General features: G+C 37.3%; 14 protein-coding genes. 12 read left to right on the top strand and 2 right to left on the bottom strand.

Annotated elements, in window-relative coordinates:
• The first annotated feature begins 68 nt into the window (after positions 1-68).
• Positions 69-911 carry a DUF6363 domain-containing protein gene (locus C3V42_RS01050; protein WP_106014296.1) on the top strand — a complete coding sequence of 281 codons (843 nt, stop codon included), beginning with the start codon at positions 69-71 and terminating at the stop codon, positions 909-911.
• Positions 912-954: 43 nt separating this feature from the next.
• Here the strand turns inward: C3V42_RS01050 and C3V42_RS01045 are convergent, their stop codons facing one another.
• Both C3V42_RS01045 and C3V42_RS01040 read right to left on the bottom strand, forming a co-directional pair.
• The gene (locus C3V42_RS01045; protein WP_106013351.1) at positions 955-3,597 is read right to left on the bottom strand and encodes a PqiB family protein; all 2,643 of its coding nucleotides are present in this window, start codon (positions 3,595-3,597) and stop codon (positions 955-957) included.
• Complete coding sequence (locus C3V42_RS01040; protein ID WP_048954040.1) at positions 3,581-4,831, bottom strand: PqiA/YebS family transporter subunit; 1,251 nt, start codon at positions 4,829-4,831, stop codon at positions 3,581-3,583. The genes C3V42_RS01045 and C3V42_RS01040 overlap by 17 nt, the downstream gene beginning before the upstream one ends.
• Before the next feature lie 179 nt (positions 4,832-5,010).
• On the opposite strand from C3V42_RS01040, the gene proQ reads away from it, so the two are divergent.
• From proQ to dnaX, 11 genes are all read left to right on the top strand, one after another.
• Complete coding sequence (gene proQ / locus C3V42_RS01035) at positions 5,011-5,649, top strand: RNA chaperone ProQ (protein ID WP_048954039.1); 639 nt, start codon at positions 5,011-5,013, stop codon at positions 5,647-5,649.
• Positions 5,650-5,675: 26 nt separating this feature from the next.
• The gene (gene prc / locus C3V42_RS01030; RefSeq protein WP_048954038.1) at positions 5,676-7,751 is read left to right on the top strand and encodes a carboxy terminal-processing peptidase; all 2,076 of its coding nucleotides are present in this window, start codon (positions 5,676-5,678) and stop codon (positions 7,749-7,751) included.
• Between the two features lie 68 nt (positions 7,752-7,819).
• Complete coding sequence (locus C3V42_RS01025) at positions 7,820-9,286, top strand: L,D-transpeptidase family protein (RefSeq protein ID WP_048954037.1); 1,467 nt, start codon at positions 7,820-7,822, stop codon at positions 9,284-9,286.
• A 30-nt stretch (positions 9,287-9,316) separates the two neighbouring features.
• Positions 9,317-9,877, top strand: a complete 561-nt coding sequence (locus C3V42_RS01020; protein WP_106013350.1) for a YcbK family protein — start codon at positions 9,317-9,319, stop codon at positions 9,875-9,877.
• Positions 9,878-9,929: 52 nt separating this feature from the next.
• Positions 9,930-10,685 (top strand): TatD family hydrolase, encoded by a 756-nt coding sequence (locus tag C3V42_RS01015; protein ID WP_048954035.1) that lies wholly within the window; start codon positions 9,930-9,932, stop codon positions 10,683-10,685.
• A gap of 9 nt (positions 10,686-10,694) precedes the next feature.
• Entirely contained in the window at positions 10,695-11,327 is a 633-nt protein-coding gene (locus C3V42_RS01010; protein WP_106013349.1) for an MBL fold metallo-hydrolase, read from the top strand.
• A 91-nt stretch (positions 11,328-11,418) separates the two neighbouring features.
• Positions 11,419-12,042, top strand: coding sequence for a helix-hairpin-helix domain-containing protein (locus tag C3V42_RS01005; protein WP_106013348.1), 624 nt, complete (start codon positions 11,419-11,421; stop codon positions 12,040-12,042).
• Between the two features lie 337 nt (positions 12,043-12,379).
• The gene (gene sucA / locus C3V42_RS01000) at positions 12,380-15,187 is read left to right on the top strand and encodes a 2-oxoglutarate dehydrogenase E1 component (RefSeq protein ID WP_106013347.1); all 2,808 of its coding nucleotides are present in this window, start codon (positions 12,380-12,382) and stop codon (positions 15,185-15,187) included.
• Positions 15,188-15,307: 120 nt separating this feature from the next.
• Positions 15,308-16,537 carry a 2-oxoglutarate dehydrogenase complex dihydrolipoyllysine-residue succinyltransferase gene (gene odhB, locus C3V42_RS00995; protein WP_106013346.1) on the top strand — a complete coding sequence of 410 codons (1,230 nt, stop codon included), beginning with the start codon at positions 15,308-15,310 and terminating at the stop codon, positions 16,535-16,537.
• 159 nt (positions 16,538-16,696) lie between these two features.
• Positions 16,697-17,239, top strand: coding sequence for an adenine phosphoribosyltransferase (gene apt, locus C3V42_RS00990; protein WP_106013345.1), 543 nt, complete (start codon positions 16,697-16,699; stop codon positions 17,237-17,239).
• 11 nt (positions 17,240-17,250) lie between these two features.
• Complete coding sequence (gene dnaX, locus C3V42_RS00985) at positions 17,251-19,317, top strand: DNA polymerase III subunit gamma/tau (protein ID WP_106013344.1); 2,067 nt, start codon at positions 17,251-17,253, stop codon at positions 19,315-19,317.
• Position 19,318: the final 1 nt, after the last annotated feature.

Raw genomic sequence — 19,318 nt, 5'->3', positions numbered from 1 at the left:
TTGCGTGTTCAGTAATGGCACGCAATATTTTTATGTGTTGTTTTCAAATGGAAGAAGTTAAAAAATCAATGAAAATTGGCTTAGTATTAGAAGGTGGGGCGATGCGAGGCATGTACACCGCGGGTGTACTAGATACCTTCTTAGATAAAGATTTTGGGGTTGATGGTATCATTTCTGTTTCTGCAGGTGCATTGTTTGGGGTTAATTATCCTTCTCGGCAAAAAGGGCGGGCAATTCGTTACAACAAGAAATTTATATCAGATAAGCGTTATATCAGTTTTAAAAGTTTGGTGAGCACAGGCAATATCGTGAATAAAGATTTTGCTTTTTATGAAGTACTTTTCAAATATGATGTGTTTGATAATAAAACGTTTAAAGAATCAGATATCGATTTTTATGTAGCTGTAACTAACTTACAAACTGCGCAAGCAGAATATGTCAAATTAATAGATCCTTTGGCCCAAATGGAGGTGTTGCGTGCTACCTCCGCCATGCCTTATGTTTCTCGTCCTGTTGAGATAGACGGGATTCCTTATTTGGATGGCGCTATTGCGGATTCTATTCCTGTCGAACAAATGCAGAAGTTAGGATACGATAAAATCATTGTCATTCTTACCCGCACTTTAGATTATAGAAAATCTAAGCCAATGACTTGGATTGCCAAATGGTTTTATCGACGTTATCCACATTTTGCAGATGCCGTAAATCAGCGTTATGCCATGTATAATCAACAAGTTGAAAATGTGATTAAGTTAGCAGAAGAAGGCGATATTTTTGTTATTCGACCTTCTGTTGATTTGAAGATTAAGCGCATTGAAAAAGATCCCAATAAATTGCAGGCAATGTATGAGTTGGGTATAAAAGATATGCAATTACAGTGGAAAAACTTATTGGACTATTTAAATCGATAATAAAAAATGGATTAAACCTTTTACCGTTTAATCCATTTTTTATTTACTGTGGTAATGCGCCACTTCCCCAAGTTTGTACTTCTTCTGGGCGTTTTATTTGGAGCAAGAAACGTTTGTTTGGCTGCGCCTGTGGTTGAATTTCTTTTTCTGCTGGTGTGGAGAAAGAAATACCACCTTTTAGCAACTGTTGAACACTTCCTGTGTTAAATGCCGCACCTTTCCAGCCTAAGGTGAAGTCATAACCTGATGCAATCCAAAACTCTGTATTTTGTCGAACAAGATGACTATATTTCGGTATGATTGCAATATGCACTAAGACGCGATCACCAAGGCTGTTAAGCTCAAATTTTTTCACGGTACCCACTTCTACGCCTCGATAAAGAATTGGTGAACCTTCACTTAAATTCATTGCATCACGTGTTTCTAAAATAAATGGCGTACCATTACTAAATTTATTACGTTGTGGAGCTGTTTGAGCTAAATTGAATTGTGTTTTTGGTTTACCATTCCCAATTTCAATATCGATATAAGGTTGTAATAAGCTATCAAGGTTATCAATTCCACCTGCTGAAATTTGTGGTGAGATAATCGTAAAGTTAGAACCTTCTTTTGCAATCATATTCATATAATTTGGGTTTATTAACGCTTTTGCAGTGATGCGTTTAGATTTTGCATCAAGCTGAATACTGTCAATTTGCCCCACATCTAAACCCAAATAGCGCAGACTCATCCCTTTACTCAGATTGGTTGCATCATCTGCCGTTAAGGTGATGGCAAGTCCGATGGATTTTGCATAACTTTCATTTGCGTAAAGTGTTCGATTATTGCCCGAACCACTATTATCAAAGCTAATCGCACCTTTTAAGGAACGCGCAAGTGGCGTTGCTTGAATGCTAATACCTTTAGGTGTGATATCAATTTTCGCCGCACTTTCTACCCAAAATCGGCTTTTATCTGTCAATAAATGTTGATAGGAGGGATAAATATAAACCTCCACATCAAAGCTATTAGTTTTAGGTTTAATATTTAAAATTTTTCCCACCTCAAATTGACGATATAGTACGAGAGAGCCTTTATCAATGCTTGGTAACGTTTGGGTGTGTAAGGTTATCGTTGGCGTAAGAATATTTCCTATAATCCCATGTTCAGCATTGCTAATATTTTGATAAAGCGGGTAGCTATCTTTAGCTTTTCCCTGACCTTGTTTCGTTAGTACTCGTACGCCACCTTGTAACCATTTTTCTGGTGTCGCGGATTCAAAACGCAATCCGTCTAATCCAACGCTGATATCAAAGTTGGTTGCTGCGACAAATCGTGTATTTTCGTGAATTAAATTGCGATATTCGGATGCAATTGCTGCTTTAAATTGTACGCCATTTATATCCACTTTTTGTGAAACAATTTGTCCGATTGGCATGTTGTTATAAAACACATTTTGACCTTCACTTACACCATAATTTTCTGGTGCGGTGAGTGTTAAAACCAATGTATTAGGTGCATTGAGTAATAACTCATTTTCTTTAATGACATCAAATTGATGTTTAGTTTCACCATCTCCAGCAATGACATCAAAATATTCGCCACGAAAGAATTTTTTTGGATCTGCTAAATTACCAAGATCCGTTTTTTTATTACGAAGTACGATTTTGCTATTCGCTTTAAATAAGGAGGCTTGGTTTGGATCTATCAATAAACTGCCTTCTAAAATTTCATCGTTATTTTCAACCGCACTTATTTTAGAAAGAATCCCGATAGGATTGTCTTGAGAATAAACTTCGGTCTGTCCTGCAACGAGACCCGCAGATGCAGGGATATTTACGTTGACTTCAATCCCACGTTTTGCTGCTTTTAAATTGGTATAGAGCGTGAAATGGCTATTTTCATCTGCTTTTGGGCTGTCAGCTGGAGAGTCAAAAGAAACGGCACCTTGTACAACCGAATTTAAACTTTCTACATTTAGATTTAAGCCTGACGGGCTAATGTTAGCGTTAATGCCACTGATGTTCCAAAAACGTGAATCTTTTTTCACAAACTGTGCATAGGCTTTATCAATCACCACATCTATTTGCACTTTATTGTCTTTATTAATGCGGTAATCGTAAATTTTTCCTACAGGTAATTTTTTAAAATAGACAGATGCACCGATAGAAATTGAGCCTAAATCATCAGAAATTAAGTGAATCAATAAATCTCCAGGCGAAACTTGGGCAATTGGGCCCTGTTCTTCCGCAATAAATTCGTTTTCGTGATCGCCATCACCTGGTTGAAGAGTGATGTAATTGCCTGATACGAGAGAATCTAAACCTGAAATTCCTGCAAGTGAAACATTTGGTTGAACAAGCCAGAATTTTGTATTTTTACGCAAAATACTTGACGCTTCAGGATTGATATTGGCAACAACTTCCACTTTTTGCATGTTATCTGTGAAATTTACTTTTTTCACCACACCAATTTGCAAACCTTGGTAGCGAACTTGTGTTTTATCCGCAACGATACCAGAACCATTGGTGAAGGTAATCGTGATGCTTGTGCCACGCTCCTTAACAATTTGGAAGAATAAAATTGCCCCAATACATAATGCAATAAAGGGAAGTAACCAAAATGGAGAAATACGACGAGTTTTTCGTACTGCCGCTGTCATTTCTGTATGTTGATCTTTCATTGAAGAACTATTTTTCTCTGTCATAAATTTTCCAAATTAATCGACTATCAAATTGTGAGGTTGAAATCATGCTGCAAAATACGGCAGCGCCGAAGTAAAATGCGCCAGGACCAACGGTAAAATTAATAATTTCACCGCGTGTTACTAGAGACATCATTAAGGCTAATACAAATAAATCGAGCATAGACCAGCGCCCAACGAAATGCACAATATGCAATAAACGTATTTGCCATTTAATAGAGTGTCGCCATTTAAAATGAACACAACTTAGTAAATAAAGTAAAATTGCAGCTTTACTGATTGGGACAAAAATACTCGCAAAGAATACCACGAAAGCAACAAAATAACTGCCCATATTCACAAAAGAAATAACTCCGGATATTAATGTATCTTCAGAGAGCGAACCTGTTAAATAAATGCCTGATATGGGTAATAAATTTGCAGGGAAAAGCATAATAATCCCAGCAATTAAACTTGCCCAAGTGCGTTGTAACTTAATATTATCTGAAATATGAACAGGCGATAAACAGCGCGGACATCGTGGGTTGTTCTTTTTATCGTAATGAATCCCATTTTTTGAAAATGTATAGTTACAAGCATCACATAATTCAATGTTGTTTGCATCATAAGCTGGTTCATTTTCTGGATAAAACTCTTTCCATAATGCTTTAAGGTTTAATTTGATAAAAAGTAAGGTTGTCAAAAGTGCGGTGAAAATAAAGGGAATTAAATAAACATTAATTTCCAGTGTTGCATATTCACGTACTTTGAACATCGTTACGCCTAGCGCAACTAAATAAACATCAAACATAACCCAAGGTTTTATATAACCTAAAAAAAGCAAAACACTGCGAGGTTTAATATGCAAAATTTTTGCAATCCAGAGCATGATGACTAAAATTGCAAAGGTAATTGGCATCACAACGGCACAGATAAACACCATAAAGGCAGTGTATTCATAGCCAGCTACTGACATTTTCCAAATACCTTCCCAAATAGATGCGTCAATTTTTACACCTAATAGATGAAGACTTAATAGGGGATAACCCAAGGCAAATGGCATCAAAATAAGGATCGATAAAGCGACCATTGCGCAACGATGAACAGACCAACGCCCACCTGTAGCTAAATGGTGATGACAACGTGGACATTCAGCTTGTTCATCTTTATTTAATATTAAAGGTGTTTCTACGCTAGCATCACATTCTTCGCATTTTATAATTTGAAATGATTTTTGTGTGAGGTTTGATTCTTGCACGAAAGATTATCTTTTATTCGGTTGTTAAAAACGGCGCATTTTAGCCTTGTTTAAGTATATATGGGAAGTGATCTTGACTATTTTTGTGCGAAATTTATTCACAATGTTTTGATTCATTGTAAATTTTGTAAAAAGTGCGATAAACTAAGTCGATTTATATTTACCCTAGGATAACTAACATGACTGATTCTCAATCTGGCGTTCAGACCTCTGATGCGCAAGTAAATTCACAAAAATTAACCAATACAAAAGATATTATTGCGTATTTGGCTGAAAAATTCCCTCTTTGCTTTATTTTAGAAGGCGAAGCAAAACCATTAAAAATTGGTCTGTTCCAAGATTTAGCAGAAGCATTAGAAGATGATGAGTGTGTAAGCAAAACTCAGTTGCGTCAGGCTCTTCGTCAATACACATCAAATTGGCGTTATTTGCATGGCTGTCGCGAAGGTGCTGTGCGCGTAGATTTACAAGGTAATCCAGCCGGAGTATTAGAAGCGGAACATGTAGCCCATGCAGCTCAACAGCTTGCAGATGCTAAAGCTCGTGTTGCTGAAAAACGTAAAGCGGAGGCTGCAGCGAAAAAAGCCCAACAAAAACAACGCCCACGTAAACCTGCAAATAAAAATGCTAAACACTTCAATAAGCCCTCATTAAGTGCGGTTGATTTTTCACAAATTTCTGTTGGTTCTGTGGTGAAAGTGAAAGCTGGCGATCATGCGAAAAAAGCAACAGTAGTGGAAGTGCTAAAAGATTCAGCACGTGTTGAGCTTGAAAACGGTTTGGTTATGAGCGTAGCTGCAGATCGTTTATTTGCATAATGATTTAATTCTACTCGGGAAAGGTTATGAGATCTAATATTTCAAAAAATGTGATTACTAGCGCATTGTTATCGGCATTGTTAATCGGCTCTGTGCCTGCTTTTGCTGTGCAGCCTAAATTAAAACTGAGCGATATTACTATTCCAACAGCAAGCGAAGAGAATCAGTTGGCAACTAAGCGCGCAACCACTCGATTAACCCAATCGCATTATCGAAAGATCTCATTAGATGATGCTTTTTCTGAGAAGATTTTTGATCGTTATATTAAAAATATTGATTTTAGCCATAACACCTTTTTGCAATCTGATGTAGATGAACTTCGTCAAAAATATGGCACTAAGTTGGATGACCAGTTAAATCAAGGTGATCTTTCTGCTGCTTTTGATATTTATGATGTAATGATGAAGCGTCGTTATGAACGTTATGCTTATGCGTTGTCTTTATTAGATAAAGAGCCTAATTTGAATGGCCAGGATCAAATTGAAATTGATCGTGAAAAAGCGGCATTTCCGAAAACTGAAGATGAAGCCAACCAACTTTGGGAAGAACGAGTAAAAAATGACATTATCAATCTTAAATTAAAAGATAAAAAATGGTCAGAAATTAAGTCAAAACTCACCAAACGTTATAATTTGGCAATTCGTCGTTTAACTCAAACGAAGGCAGATGACATTCTTCAAACTTATTTAAATGCATTTGCTCGCGAAATTGATCCGCATACAAGCTATCTTGCACCAAGAACCGCGAAAAGTTTTAACGAAAGCATGAATCTTTCTCTTGAGGGGATTGGGGCAACTTTACAATCAGAAGATGATGAAACAAGCATCAAGTCACTTGTTCCAGGTGCGCCAGCTGAAAAAAGCAAAAAATTGCATCCAGGAGATAAAATTATTGGTGTGGGCCAAGCAACTGGTGAGATTGAAGATATCGTAGGCTGGCGTTTAGAAGATATCGTTGAGAAAATCAAAGGTAAAAAAGGCACAAAAGTGCGGTTGGAAATCGAACCGTCTAAAGGTGGAAAATCCCGTATTATTACTTTAGTACGTGATAAAGTTCGTATTGAAGATCAAGCTGCAAAATTAACCATGAATAAAATTGATGGTAAAAATATTGCAGTGATTAAAATTCCTGGTTTTTATATCGGTTTAACAAGTGATGTAAAAAAATTACTCACTAATATAGAAAATCAAAAGGCGGATGCTTTAATTGTTGATTTGCGTGAGAACGGTGGTGGCGCATTAACAGAGGCTGTTGCATTAAGTGGTCTGTTTATTACAGATGGGCCTGTAGTTCAGGTAAGGGATGCTTATCAGCGTATTCGGGTACATGAAGATGATGATTCAGCACAGCAATATAAAGGGCCTTTATTGGTGATGATTAATCGTTATAGTGCATCAGCATCTGAGATTTTTGCTGCCGCAATGCAAGATTACAATCGTGGTATTATCATTGGTCAGAATACTTTTGGTAAAGGTACGGTTCAGCAAAGTCGCTCATTAAATTTTACCTATGATTTAGATCAAACACCATTAGGTTTATTACAGTATACGATTCAAAAGTTCTATCGTATTAATGGTGGTTCAACTCAGTTAAAAGGCGTTGCTGCAGATATTAATTTCCCTGAAATTATCGATGCCAAAGAGTACGGCGAAGATAAGGAAGATAATGCATTGCCATGGGATAAAATTCCATCTGCAACTTATACTGAAGTTGGCAATGCTCGCAAAGATGTTGATGTATTAAATAAAAAGCATCTTGAGCGTATTGCTAAAGATCCTGAATTTATTGCATTGAATGAAGATTTAAAAATTCGTAATGAGCGCCGTGATCGCAAATTCTTATCATTGAATTATCAAACGCGTAAAGCTGAAAATGATAAGGATGATGCAAGACGTTTAAAAGATATTAATGAGCGTTTTAAACGAGAAGGTAAAAAAGCATTAAATGATATTGATGATTTACCGAAAGATTATGAAGCGCCAGATTTCTTCTTAAAAGAAGCAGAAAAAATGGCTGCGGATTTTGTTATGTTGAATTCAACTGAGCAAGATGTTAGCAAAGAAACTCAGAAACCAACAGAAACAGTAGAAGAGAAAAAATAAAATTATTTTAACCGCACTTTGTTTTAGAACTTAAATAAAGTGCGGTTGTTTTAGGGAATGTTTAAGGAATGGCTATGTTTAAAAGCACTGCAAAGCTCTCAGTATTTGCGTTGTCATTGTCAATGATGACTTCAGGATGCGCTTTAGCAGATTTTGTAAAAAATGGACAATCGGTGCAACTTCATGGCGTTGATGTTTCGCATTTATCTCCAGAAGAAAAACAAAAGCTTGAAGAGGAAATTAAATTAGATCAAGCCCGCTTAGCACAGGAAAAGCAAGCAATTTTAGAAATGTCGCTAACCCATGAAATAGGTGAGCATGCTTTACAGTTTAAGCCTTTGTTAGCTCGTTTATATGCAGAACGTAAATATGCACCATTATGGAAAGATAATGCAGCGGCTCGCCAATTGTTACAGGGGTATGCCGCGATGGTGGCTAGCGGTATTTCTAAACGTTCAGCAAAATCCTTAGAATCCTTTGAGTTGATCGAACAACAAGGTGGATTAGCTTATGATGTTTTATTGAGCGATATATTGCTAGATTATTTGTATTATACTCAAAATGTAGGCGTGCAAGCTCAACGTTGGTTGTATTCATCTAGCACTTATCAAGTTCAACAACCTGCAGATGAGCATATTCAACGTTGGTTAAGTGCGGTAGAAAATGGTCAACTTTTAGGTTTTGTACAAAGTTTATCGGGCGATAATCACTTATATCATCAAACTGTTAAAGCCTTATCATCAATGGTATCTGCATCAGGACTGTCAGAAGTAGGTAAAAAGCTTGCTATTAATGCGCAACGTTTACGGGTGATTCCTGATTTTCATAATGGTATTTTCGTGAATATTCCAAGTTATAAATTGCAGTATTATCGCGATGGTAATTTAACTTTGGAATCTCGTGTTATTGTTGGTAAGGATGAACGCCGTACACCTGTGATGTATAGTAAATTAAGTAGTGTTGTTGTTAATCCACCTTGGAATGCGCCTACTCGTTTAATTAATGAAGATTTATTACCAAAAATGAAAGCGGATCCAAGTTATATTGCAGCTCATAATTATTCTATTTTGGATAGTGCTGGAAATGTGATTGATCCTTATTCGATAAATTGGGCATCTATTGGTAATAAATTCCCTTATCGAGTTCGACAAGCCGCTGGCGATAGTGCACTGGGTAATTATAAATTTAATATGCCAAGCTCAGATGCCATTTATTTGCATGACACGCCAAATCATGGGCTGTTTAGCCGTAAAGATCGCGCATTAAGTTCTGGTTGCGTACGTGTGGAAAAATCCGATCAACTTGCTAGTATTTTATTGAAAGAAGCAGGGTGGTCTGATGAACGTAAAAAGAATGTTTTAGAGAGTAAAAAAACGGTTTCTGCCCCAATTCGTTCGGAAAACCCTGTGTTTATATACTATGTTACATCCTGGGTTGATGAAGGAAAAATTCAAGTATTGCCAGATATTTATAAATATGATGGATTGATGAATTTCAGTGGAATTAACTGGAATGTCGTCAAAAAATATCTCTAATAATCCATCAAAAAATAGAAAGGAGAGAGGATGAACAAGGTTGATAAACAGAAACGTAAATGGCTGTCCCTCGGTGGCATTGTTTTAGGTGCATCAGTTTTGCCAAATTCTGTATTAGCAATGGTTTCAACACCTAAGCCTCGTATTTTGACGTTCCGTAATATTAATACGGGAGAGCGATTAAGTGGTGAATTTTCAGCTCAAAAAGGTTTTACAAGTGCGATATTACAAAAATTGGACCATTTTATGCGTGATAAACGAACAAACCAAGTTCATAGAATGGATCCAAATTTATTCCACAAGTTTTATAACATTCAAAGCAATTTAGGGTTACGCAATGCTGAAATTGAAATTATTTGTGGGTATCGTTCTGCTGCAACCAATGCAATGCGTCATCGTCAAAGTAGCGGAGTAGCAAGTAATAGTTACCATATTAAAGGAAAGGCCATTGATTTTCGTATTGCTGATGTGTCTTTGGCTAAAGTAAAAGCTGCTGCAGAAAACCTGAGTAATGGTGGAGTAGGATATTATCCAACAAGTAATTTTATTCATGTGGATACCGGCCCTATTAGAACCTGGAAAGGGGTATAAAATAAATTTAAAATTGACCGCACTTTTGTGCGGTTTTTCATTGGAAAATACTATGCTATTTGACAGTCATCTCCATTTGGATCAACTCTCTGATGAGAATATCCAGAAAACACTTGGTGATTCGAAGATTACGGGTATGCTTGCGGTAAGTACGAATCTAAAAAGTGCTAAAAAACTATTGAATTTAAAACAGGTTTACCCCGAGAAACTTTATATCTCAGCTGGTTTTCACCCTGAACAGCCCTTGCTGAATTTAGAAGAGCAAGAAGAATTATTTCAATGGATTGATGAACATCATTCTTTAATTTCTGCGATTGGCGAGGTGGGATTGCCACATTATTCTAAACGTGAAAATTTAAATTTGGATTACGCACCTTATATTGAATTACTAGAACGATTTATTCTGATAGCGAAAAAATGGGATTTGCCGTTAAATTTACATATTGTGCATAATGATGTGGATACTGCCCTTGAATTATTACAGAAAAATAATATTCAACGAGCCCATTTTCATTGGTTTAAGACAGATGAAAAATCTTTTCAGAAATTTTTATCTACACCATATTTTGCTAGCTTAACACCTGATATTTTATGGAATCCTAAAACACAGTATGTTGCTCAACATTTGTCGTTAAACCGTTTGATGATTGAAACGGATAGTCCTTGGCCACATGAAGGATTTGAACGTGCGGTAATTTCTGAGCAATTATTCTCAGTATTGAAGAAAATAGCTGAATTAAAATCTTTGCCATTACATTATGTTCAAGAGCAAATGCTTTTGAATACCCAACAATTTTATCGATTATAAGGAGCAAGCATGAATATCGAAATTATCCCAGTTACCGCATTTCAACAAAACTGTTCTTTGATTTGGGATGACGAAAAAAATGCAGCAATCATTGATCCGGGCGGTGAAGGTGAGCGTTTAATTCAGCGAATTAAAGAACTTGGTTTGAATCTTAAAGTGATTTTGCTTACTCATGGCCATTTAGATCATGTTGGCGCAGCGATGCAGTTAAAACAACATTTTGGCGTTGAAATTTGGGGCTCTCATGAAGAAGATAAATTTTTATTTGAGAGTTTGCCCGAACAAGCCCAACGTTTTGGTTTACCAAATATTGAGGCCTTTTTACCTGATCGTTGGTTTAATCAAGAAGGTGAAATCTTAAAATTAGATGGCTTTAATTTTGAAATTTTACATTTGCCAGGTCATACACCAGGGCATATTGGTTTTATTGAACATGAGAAAAAAGTGGCATTTACAGGCGATGTATTATTTCAAGGCGGAATTGGTCGTACCGATTTTCCTCGTGGCGACTATGAAACATTGATTTCTTCAATTCGAACAAAACTATTACCGTTGAATGATGATCTTATTATTATTGCTGGGCATGGGCCTTATACAACCATTGGCCGAGAAAAACAGACAAACCCATTTTTAAATCGTTAAAAGTGCGGTGAATTTTTTATGGTATTTTGAACTAATTGTCAGAGGGGGAGTCTTAAGCATGCCTTTGGCAAATTTTATAATAGGAGTTTATATGAAATCTTTAAAATCTCTTTTAAGTGTTACCGCACTTACCCTTGCTATTTCAGGTTCTGCATTAGCAAATGAAAATCCATTGGCTACATTAAAAGATGTGGCTAAAGATAATGTCAAAACAACCGTTTCAGAAAATGTGAAATCAGTAAAAGATTCTGCATCAGCTGCGAAAGGAAATGTTTTAGAAAAAGTTTCTTCAACAAAAGAAAAAGCGATGGAAGGCGTTTCTTCTATGAAAGAAAAAATGGCTGCAGCAAAAGAAGAAGTTGATTCAGTAAAAGAGAAAGCAAAATCATTAAAAGATTCTTCATCAGAAGATAGTCACAAAGCTTTAAAACACAAAGCTGCGGAGAAAGTGAAAGAAACGAAAGAAAAAGCCGCAGAAAAAATGAATAGTGCAAAAGATAAAGTTAAGTCTATTGCTGATTCAGCTAAGATCGATATTAACAAAGCAGATGCTAAAATATTACAACAGCTTTCTGGTATCGGTGAGAAAAAAGCGCAAGCAATCATCGACTATCGTAATAAGGTTGGTAAAATTAAAGATATGGCAGAACTGTCAAAAATTGATGGTTTAGGTTCAACCACCATTGAAAAAATAGCACCATTCTTAACTTTCTAAGTATTTAGTTAAAGTTTTGGCTAGTTAGCTAGCAACCTTTTACATTATGAGGCGGGAATTACCCGCCTTTTTTCTCTCTATCATAAGTATATTCTTCTTTATCCCCAAGTATCTTATTATAGGCTTATTTAAATTATTGGTTTTTTAAGAATATCGAATAAGAAAATTTTGTTATATTCATTTAACTAAACCAAGTCATTAATTAAACATTTGAGCCAGATCACAAATCTGTAACAATTTCTAATAAGAGGCTTATTTCCTTTTCAATCCTATGTATAATAAATAAAAAAATGGATCGAAAAATATCGTTCCAAATAATCATAATAAAGAGGTAATTATGCAGCAAAACAAGGCGTTTGATGATTGGTTAGCTAGCACAGCATTAGGCGGTGCAAATCAATCTTATATAGAAGAACTTTATGAAAGCTATTTGAGTGATCCGCAGTCGGTGGAGGAAAGCTGGCGAGCCACTTTTGATTCTTTACCAAAAATGACCGCACTTGAACAGCCTCATACACCAGTTCGAGATTATTTTCGTCGTTTGGCAAGAGAAAATCATAATGAAGCGGTGACAGTGATAGATCCTGCTGCTGGTGCAAAATTGGTGAAAGTTCTACAATTTATCAATGCCTATCGTTTTCGTGGCCATTTAGAGGCTAATCTCGATCCCCTCAATTATTATCGTTGGAAAGTATCTTCCGTCCCTGAATTAGATTATCGTCATCACGGTTTTACTGAACAAGATCTCAACGAAACCTTCAATATTAATCATTACGTTTACAAACGCGATACCATTAAGCTTGGTGAGTTAGCTCAAATGTTGAAAGAGACATATTGTGGCTCAATTGGTTTGGAGTTTATGCATGTGCAAGATATGGCGCAGAAAACTTGGCTCCAGAGCAAGATGGAAAGTGTATTAGAGAAACCGCTTTTTACATCAGAGGAACGTGTCAATTTTCTTCGTGAACTTACCGCCGCAGACGGTTTAGAGCGTTATCTAGGTGCAAAATTCCCAGGGGCAAAACGCTTTTCTTTAGAGGGAAGTGATGCGTTTATTCCGTTGATGAAAGAAATTATTCGCCATGCTCGTCGTCAAGGTGTGACTGATGTGGTGATGGGAATGGCACATCGTGGTCGTTTGAATATGCTCGTGAATGTATTAGGTAAGAAGCCAGAGGATTTATTTGATGAATTTGCGGGCAAACATTCGAGTGAGCGTACGGGAGATGTGAAATATCATCAAGGTTTTTCTTCTGATTTCGCAGTGGACGATAAGCGAGTGCACTTAACTTTGGCATTTAATCCGTCTCATTTGGAAATTGTAAGCCCTGTGGTTGTGGGTTCTGTTCGATCTCGTCAAACTCGTATGAATGATACAGAGCGTAACCAAGTGCTTGCTATTACTGTACATGGCGATTCAGCTGTGGCTGGGCAGGGTGTTGTTCAAGAAACATTGAATATGTCAAATGCCCGTGGTTATAGTGTGGGCGGTACCATTCGTATCGTGATTAATAACCAAATTGGTTTTACGACATCTAATCCTAATGACACACGTTCCACAGAGTATTGCACCGATATTGCGAAAATGATTCAAGCGCCGATTATTCACGTTAATGGTGATGATCCTGAAGCGGTTGCTTTTGCTGCGCGTATGGCGGTGGAATATCGTAATTTATTCAAACGAGATATTTTTATTGATTTGATTTCTTATCGCCGTCATGGTCATAACGAAGCTGATGAACCATTAGCTACTCAGCCAATGATGTATAGCATCATCAAAAAACATCCTACACCGCGTAAAGTTTATGCAGATCGCTTAGTTTCAGAAGGCGTGATGACTGAAGAACAAGTCACCGAGATGGCGAATGATTATCGCGATGCGCTAGATAATGGTGATCGAGTCGTATCTGAATGGCGAGAAATGGATACGGCAAAAATGGATTGGTTGCAATATCTCAACTATGATTGGACTGCGCCGTATGAAAGCAAATTTTCACAGGAACGTTTTTTAACGCTTGCTAAACGAGTGTGTGAATACCCAGAAAGTTTACGCGCTCATCCTCGTGTAGAAAAAATCTATAATGATCGTAAAGCAATGTATCAAGGCGAAAAATTGCTCGACTGGGGGATGGCTGAAACCATGGCTTATGCAACCTTACTTGATGAAGGTGTTAATGTCCGTTTATCAGGTGAAGATGCAGGGCGCGGAACCTTTTTCCATCGTCATGCCGTGGTGCATAATCAAAATGATGGTACGGGGTATGTACCATTGACACATCTACATGCTAACCAAGGTCGTTTTGAAGTATGGGATTCTGTACTTTCAGAAGAGTCCGTACTTGCTTTTGAATATGGCTATGCAACAACGGATCCAAAAACTTTAACCATTTGGGAAGCTCAATTTGGCGATTTTGCTAATGGTGCACAAATTGTTATCGACCAATTTATTAGCTCCGGCGAACAAAAATGGGGCAGAATGTGTGGTTTAGTTATGTTATTGCCTCATGGCTATGAGGGACAAGGCCCAGAACATTCTTCCGCCCGTCTTGAACGTTATTTGCAACTTTGTGCTGAACAAAATATGCAGGTCTGCGTGCCATCAACGCCAGCACAGGTGTACCATATGTTGCGCCGTCAATCTTTACGTAAAATGCGCCGTCCATTGATTGCCATTTCTCCAAAATCTTTGTTACGCCATCCATTGGCTGTATCCAGTTTAGATGAGTTGATTAATGGAGCTTTCCAAACTGTAATTGGAGAAATTGACGAGCTTGATCCTAAAGATGTAAAACGTGTGGTAATGTGTTCAGGTAAAGTTTATTACGATTTACTTGAACAACGTCGTGCGAATAATCAGAAAGATGTTGCGATTATTCGTATTGAGCAGCTTTATCCATTCCCACATGAAGATGTGAAGAAAGCGCTTGAGCCTTATGCACATGTCACGGATTATGTATGGTGCCAAGAAGAACCACTTAACCAAGGGGCTTGGTATTGCAGCAAACATAATTTTGAATCAGCAATTCCAGAATCCGTTAAACTCAAATATGCAGGGCGTCCAGCTTCAGCTTCGCCTGCCGTGGGTTATATGTCTCTTCACACTAAACAGCAAAAACAGTTAGTGGAAGATGCGTTAACCCTATAAAGTGCGGTTAAAAATTAAGATATTTTTATAAATTTACAGGTGTACTTGTTGCATCCTGGATAAAAAGTAAAGAGTAATTCTGTGCAATAAGTTGCACTTTAAGAGATAAGGAAAAATAAAATGACCATTGAAATTCTTGTTCCAGACCTACCTGAATCAGTTGCGGATGCAACCGTTGCTACTTGGCATAAAAAAGTAGGCGATACAGTGAAACGTGATGAAGTTATTGTAGAAATTGAAACGGATAAAGTTGTGCTAGAAGTACCCGCACTTTCTGATGGCGTACTGGCAGAAGTTGTTCAAGCTGAGGGCGAAACTGTGGTGAGTAAACAGCTGCTAGGAAAAATTTCTACGGCTCAAGAAGGGGATGTCAGTTCCGCGACGTTAAAAGCAACGAATGAACCTACACCATCTGATCGTCAACATGCAGCGATTGAAAATAGTCATAATCATAATGCGGATCAAGGCCCTGCGATTCGTCGTTTATTAGCAGAACATGATTTACAAGCAGATCAAATTCAAGGTTCGGGCGTGGGCGGCCGTTTAACACGTGAAGATATTGAACGTGAAATTGCAAAACGACAAGCACTGCAAGCAAAACAAGACGCTGCCACTGAGCAAAATACAATTAGTACGGTAGCTTATAGTGCACGTTCTGAAAAACGTGTGCCAATGACCCGGTTACGTAAACGTATTGCTGAACGTTTACTTGAGGCCAAAAACAGTACGGCGATGCTTACCACTTTCAATGAAGTGGATATGCAGCCGATAATGACTTTGCGCAAAACCTACGGCGAAAAATTTGAAAAACAGCATGGTGTTCGTTTAGGATTTATGTCTTTTTATATCAAAGCTGTTGTGGAAGCATTAAAACGTTATCCTGAGGTTAATGCTTCTATTGATGGTGATGATGTTGTTTACCATAACTATTTTGATATTAGTATTGCGGTTTCTACCCCGCGTGGATTAGTCACACCAGTGCTTCGCGATTGTGATAAGCTCAGTATGGCAGAGATCGAAAAACAAATTAAAGCATTAGCTGAAAAAGGTCGTGATGGAAAATTGACTGTAGAAGATCTCACTGGCGGCAATTTTACTATTACAAATGGCGGTGTATTTGGTTCTCTTATGTCTACTCCAATTATCAATCCACCACAAAGTGCTATTTTAGGAATGCATGCAATTAAAGAACGTCCGATTGCGCTTAATGGTCAAGTTGTGATTCGTCCGATGATGTATCTTGCTTTATCTTACGATCATCGTTTAATTGATGGCCGTGAATCTGTTGGTTTCTTAGTGACAATTAAAGAATTATTGGAAGACCCAACAAGATTATTATTGGAAATTTAGTTTTTATAAAAACGTTAAATACAGATATGCGTTATACTTTATTTAAATTCAACGTTGATTGTATGAAATTTTGGTGTGACGCATATTTTTTGCGTTTTTATGATAGAATGCCTATCCAAAAATATTTATTTTCTTAACCGCACTTTGTGAGCAATATTTATGACTACACAACTTGATTTAATAAAATCTTCTATCAAATCAATTCCTAACTATCCAAAAGAAGGCATTATCTTTCGTGACATTACCAGCCTTTTAGAAGTTCCATCAGCTTTTAAAGCAACAATAGATCTTATTGTGGAACAATATCGTGACAAAGGACTTACCAAAGTGCTTGGAACTGAATCTCGTGGTTTTATTTTTGGCGCACCCGTTGCCCTAGCACTAGATTTACCTTTCGAATTAGTACGTAAACCTAAAAAATTACCACGTGAAACTATTTCTCAATCTTATCAATTAGAATATGGTCAAGATACTTTGGAAATGCACATTGATGCAATTTCAGAAGGTGACAATGTTTTAATCATTGATGATTTATTAGCAACAGGCGGCACCGTTGAAGCGACGGTAAAATTAGTACAACGTTTAGGTGGAGTAGTAAAACACGCTGCATTTGTGATTAATTTACCTGAATTAGGTGGCGAAAAACGCTTAAATAATTTGGGCGTTGATTGCTATACACTCGTCAATTTTGAAGGTCATTAATTAAGGATTCGATGAGCTATCAAGTCTTAGCCAGAAAGTGGCGGCCAAAAACATTTGCTGATGTTGTTGGGCAAGAACACATTATTACGGCATTAGCAAATGGATTAAAAGATAATCGACTACATCACGCTTACCTCTTTTCAGGCACCCGTGGTGTAGGGAAAACCTCTATTGCTCGATTGTTTGCAAAAGGATTAAATTGTGTACATGGTGTAACCGCAACACCCTGCGGTGAATGTGAAAATTGTAAAGCGATTGAGCAAGGTAATTTTATTGATTTAATTGAAATTGATGCAGCATCACGCACAAAAGTTGAAGACACGCGCGAATTATTAGATAACGTGCAATATAAACCAGTTGTGGGCAGATTTAAGGTTTACTTAATCGATGAAGTCCATATGCTATCTCGTCATTCATTTAATGCATTGCTCAAGACTTTGGAAGAACCACCCGAATATGTAAAATTCTTACTTGCGACAACGGATCCACAAAAATTACCTGTAACTATTCTTTCTCGCTGTTTACAATTTCATCTCAAAGCATTAGATGAAACCCAAATCTCCCAGCATCTTGCCCATATTCTGACGCAAGAAAATATTCCTTTTGAAGAGCCTGCATTAGTTAAACTTGCAAAAGCAGCGCAAGGAAGTATTCGTGATAGCTTAAGTTTAACCGATCAAGCCATTGCAATGGGCAACCGACAAGTTACTAATAGTGTTGTAAGCAATATGTTAGGGTTGCTTGATGATAACTATTCTATTGACATTTTATACGCTTTACACCAAGGTAATGGTGAACTCTTAATGCGAACACTGCAAAAAGTTGCAGATGCGGCAGGTGATTGGGATAAATTACTTGGTGAATGTGCAGAAAAATTACATCAAATTGCACTCATGCAACTTCTTCCACAAAAATCTTCAGATGACAATGAACATTTTTCATTTTTAGCCAAACATATCTCTCCAGAAGATGTTCAGTTTTTTTATCAAGTGATTGTTTCTGGTAGAAAAGACTTATCAAATGCGCCAAACCGTCGTATTGGCACAGAAATGACATTATTGAGGGCATTGGCATTCCACCCAAAGTTCCTTACGGCAGTACCAAAGGCTAACACTACAATTACTCCACCGCCATCAACTCCAAGTGCGGTTGAAAATACAGGTAATTATGTCGATGTGCCAGTACTGTCGCAAAGTATCAAATCAGCTTATTCTCAAGCAAAATCAAATAAAACAGGCATTCCAAATTTGGCAAGTTTTTCGGCTTTAGATGCGCTTGAACATTTAACACAACTCGAAAACCAAGAACGTCAAGAACACAAAGCCGAATCATTAGCTGCAGTAAGTGAGACTTTACATCACATCCAAGAACTAGACGAAGAAAAATCGAATAAAAAAATGACCGCACTTCCTATGCGCGAAATGTCTGCACCAAAATTAAAAAATGAAAAACTTTCCTCTTTTTCTCCTCAAATAGCTAGTATGGCTAAAGACGTAGCTATTGTTGAAAATTCTATGGAGGATAATGCCGAAATAATGCAGGAAGAACGGGAGATTTTAGATGCAGAGACTTATCGTTGGGAATGGAGTAATCCAGAGCTTGCTAAAGCCGATACAGGCGTTCGTCCTTCCGATATAAAACAGGCTATTTTGAAAGATATTACGCCTGAATTACGTTTAAAAATCATTACCCAAACTCAACAACAAGATGAGTGGGCTGATATAGTGGAACGTTCAGGGGTAACCGGATTTAGCAAAGAATTAGCGTTAAATTGTTTCTTGCAAAGTAAAACTGATGATGAAATCAATCTTGGATTACATTCAGAAAAATCCCATCTACGCCAAGAGAGAAGTATCAAGCATTTAACTGAAGCATTGAGTAAACTTCAAGGCAAGGCTATTCATATAAAAATTAACATTGATGACAGCTCTGTCACCACGCCGATGGAATATCGCCGTAATATTTATCAAACCTTACGGGAGCAAGCGAGAGCCGCACTTCAACAAGACAATAAAATTCTACTTTTACAGAAAGAGTTTGACGCTAAACTAGACGTAGAGAGTATTCATCCAGTTTAGC

Source organism: Haemophilus sp. oral taxon 036, from assembly GCF_002998595.1.
Taxonomy (GTDB): domain Bacteria; phylum Pseudomonadota; class Gammaproteobacteria; order Enterobacterales; family Pasteurellaceae; genus Haemophilus; species Haemophilus haemolyticus_K.
This window is presented reverse-complemented; position numbering and strand designations above follow the sequence as displayed.

Coding starts and splice junctions, on each gene's coding strand:
- prc (WP_048954038.1), top strand. CDS start 5,676: ATGAGATCTAATATTTCAAAAAATGTGATTACTAGCGCATTGTTATCG.
- dnaX (WP_106013344.1), top strand. CDS start 17,251: ATGAGCTATCAAGTCTTAGCCAGAAAGTGGCGGCCAAAAACATTTGCT.
- proQ (WP_048954039.1), top strand. CDS start 5,011: ATGACTGATTCTCAATCTGGCGTTCAGACCTCTGATGCGCAAGTAAAT.
- C3V42_RS01005 (WP_106013348.1), top strand. CDS start 11,419: ATGAAATCTTTAAAATCTCTTTTAAGTGTTACCGCACTTACCCTTGCT.
- odhB (WP_106013346.1), top strand. CDS start 15,308: ATGACCATTGAAATTCTTGTTCCAGACCTACCTGAATCAGTTGCGGAT.
- apt (WP_106013345.1), top strand. CDS start 16,697: ATGACTACACAACTTGATTTAATAAAATCTTCTATCAAATCAATTCCT.
- C3V42_RS01025 (WP_048954037.1), top strand. CDS start 7,820: ATGGCTATGTTTAAAAGCACTGCAAAGCTCTCAGTATTTGCGTTGTCA.
- C3V42_RS01015 (WP_048954035.1), top strand. CDS start 9,930: ATGCTATTTGACAGTCATCTCCATTTGGATCAACTCTCTGATGAGAAT.
- C3V42_RS01010 (WP_106013349.1), top strand. CDS start 10,695: ATGAATATCGAAATTATCCCAGTTACCGCATTTCAACAAAACTGTTCT.
- C3V42_RS01020 (WP_106013350.1), top strand. CDS start 9,317: ATGAACAAGGTTGATAAACAGAAACGTAAATGGCTGTCCCTCGGTGGC.
- sucA (WP_106013347.1), top strand. CDS start 12,380: ATGCAGCAAAACAAGGCGTTTGATGATTGGTTAGCTAGCACAGCATTA.
- C3V42_RS01050 (WP_106014296.1), top strand. CDS start 69: ATGAAAATTGGCTTAGTATTAGAAGGTGGGGCGATGCGAGGCATGTAC.
- C3V42_RS01045 (WP_106013351.1), bottom strand. CDS start 3,597: ATGACAGAGAAAAATAGTTCTTCAATGAAAGATCAACATACAGAAATG.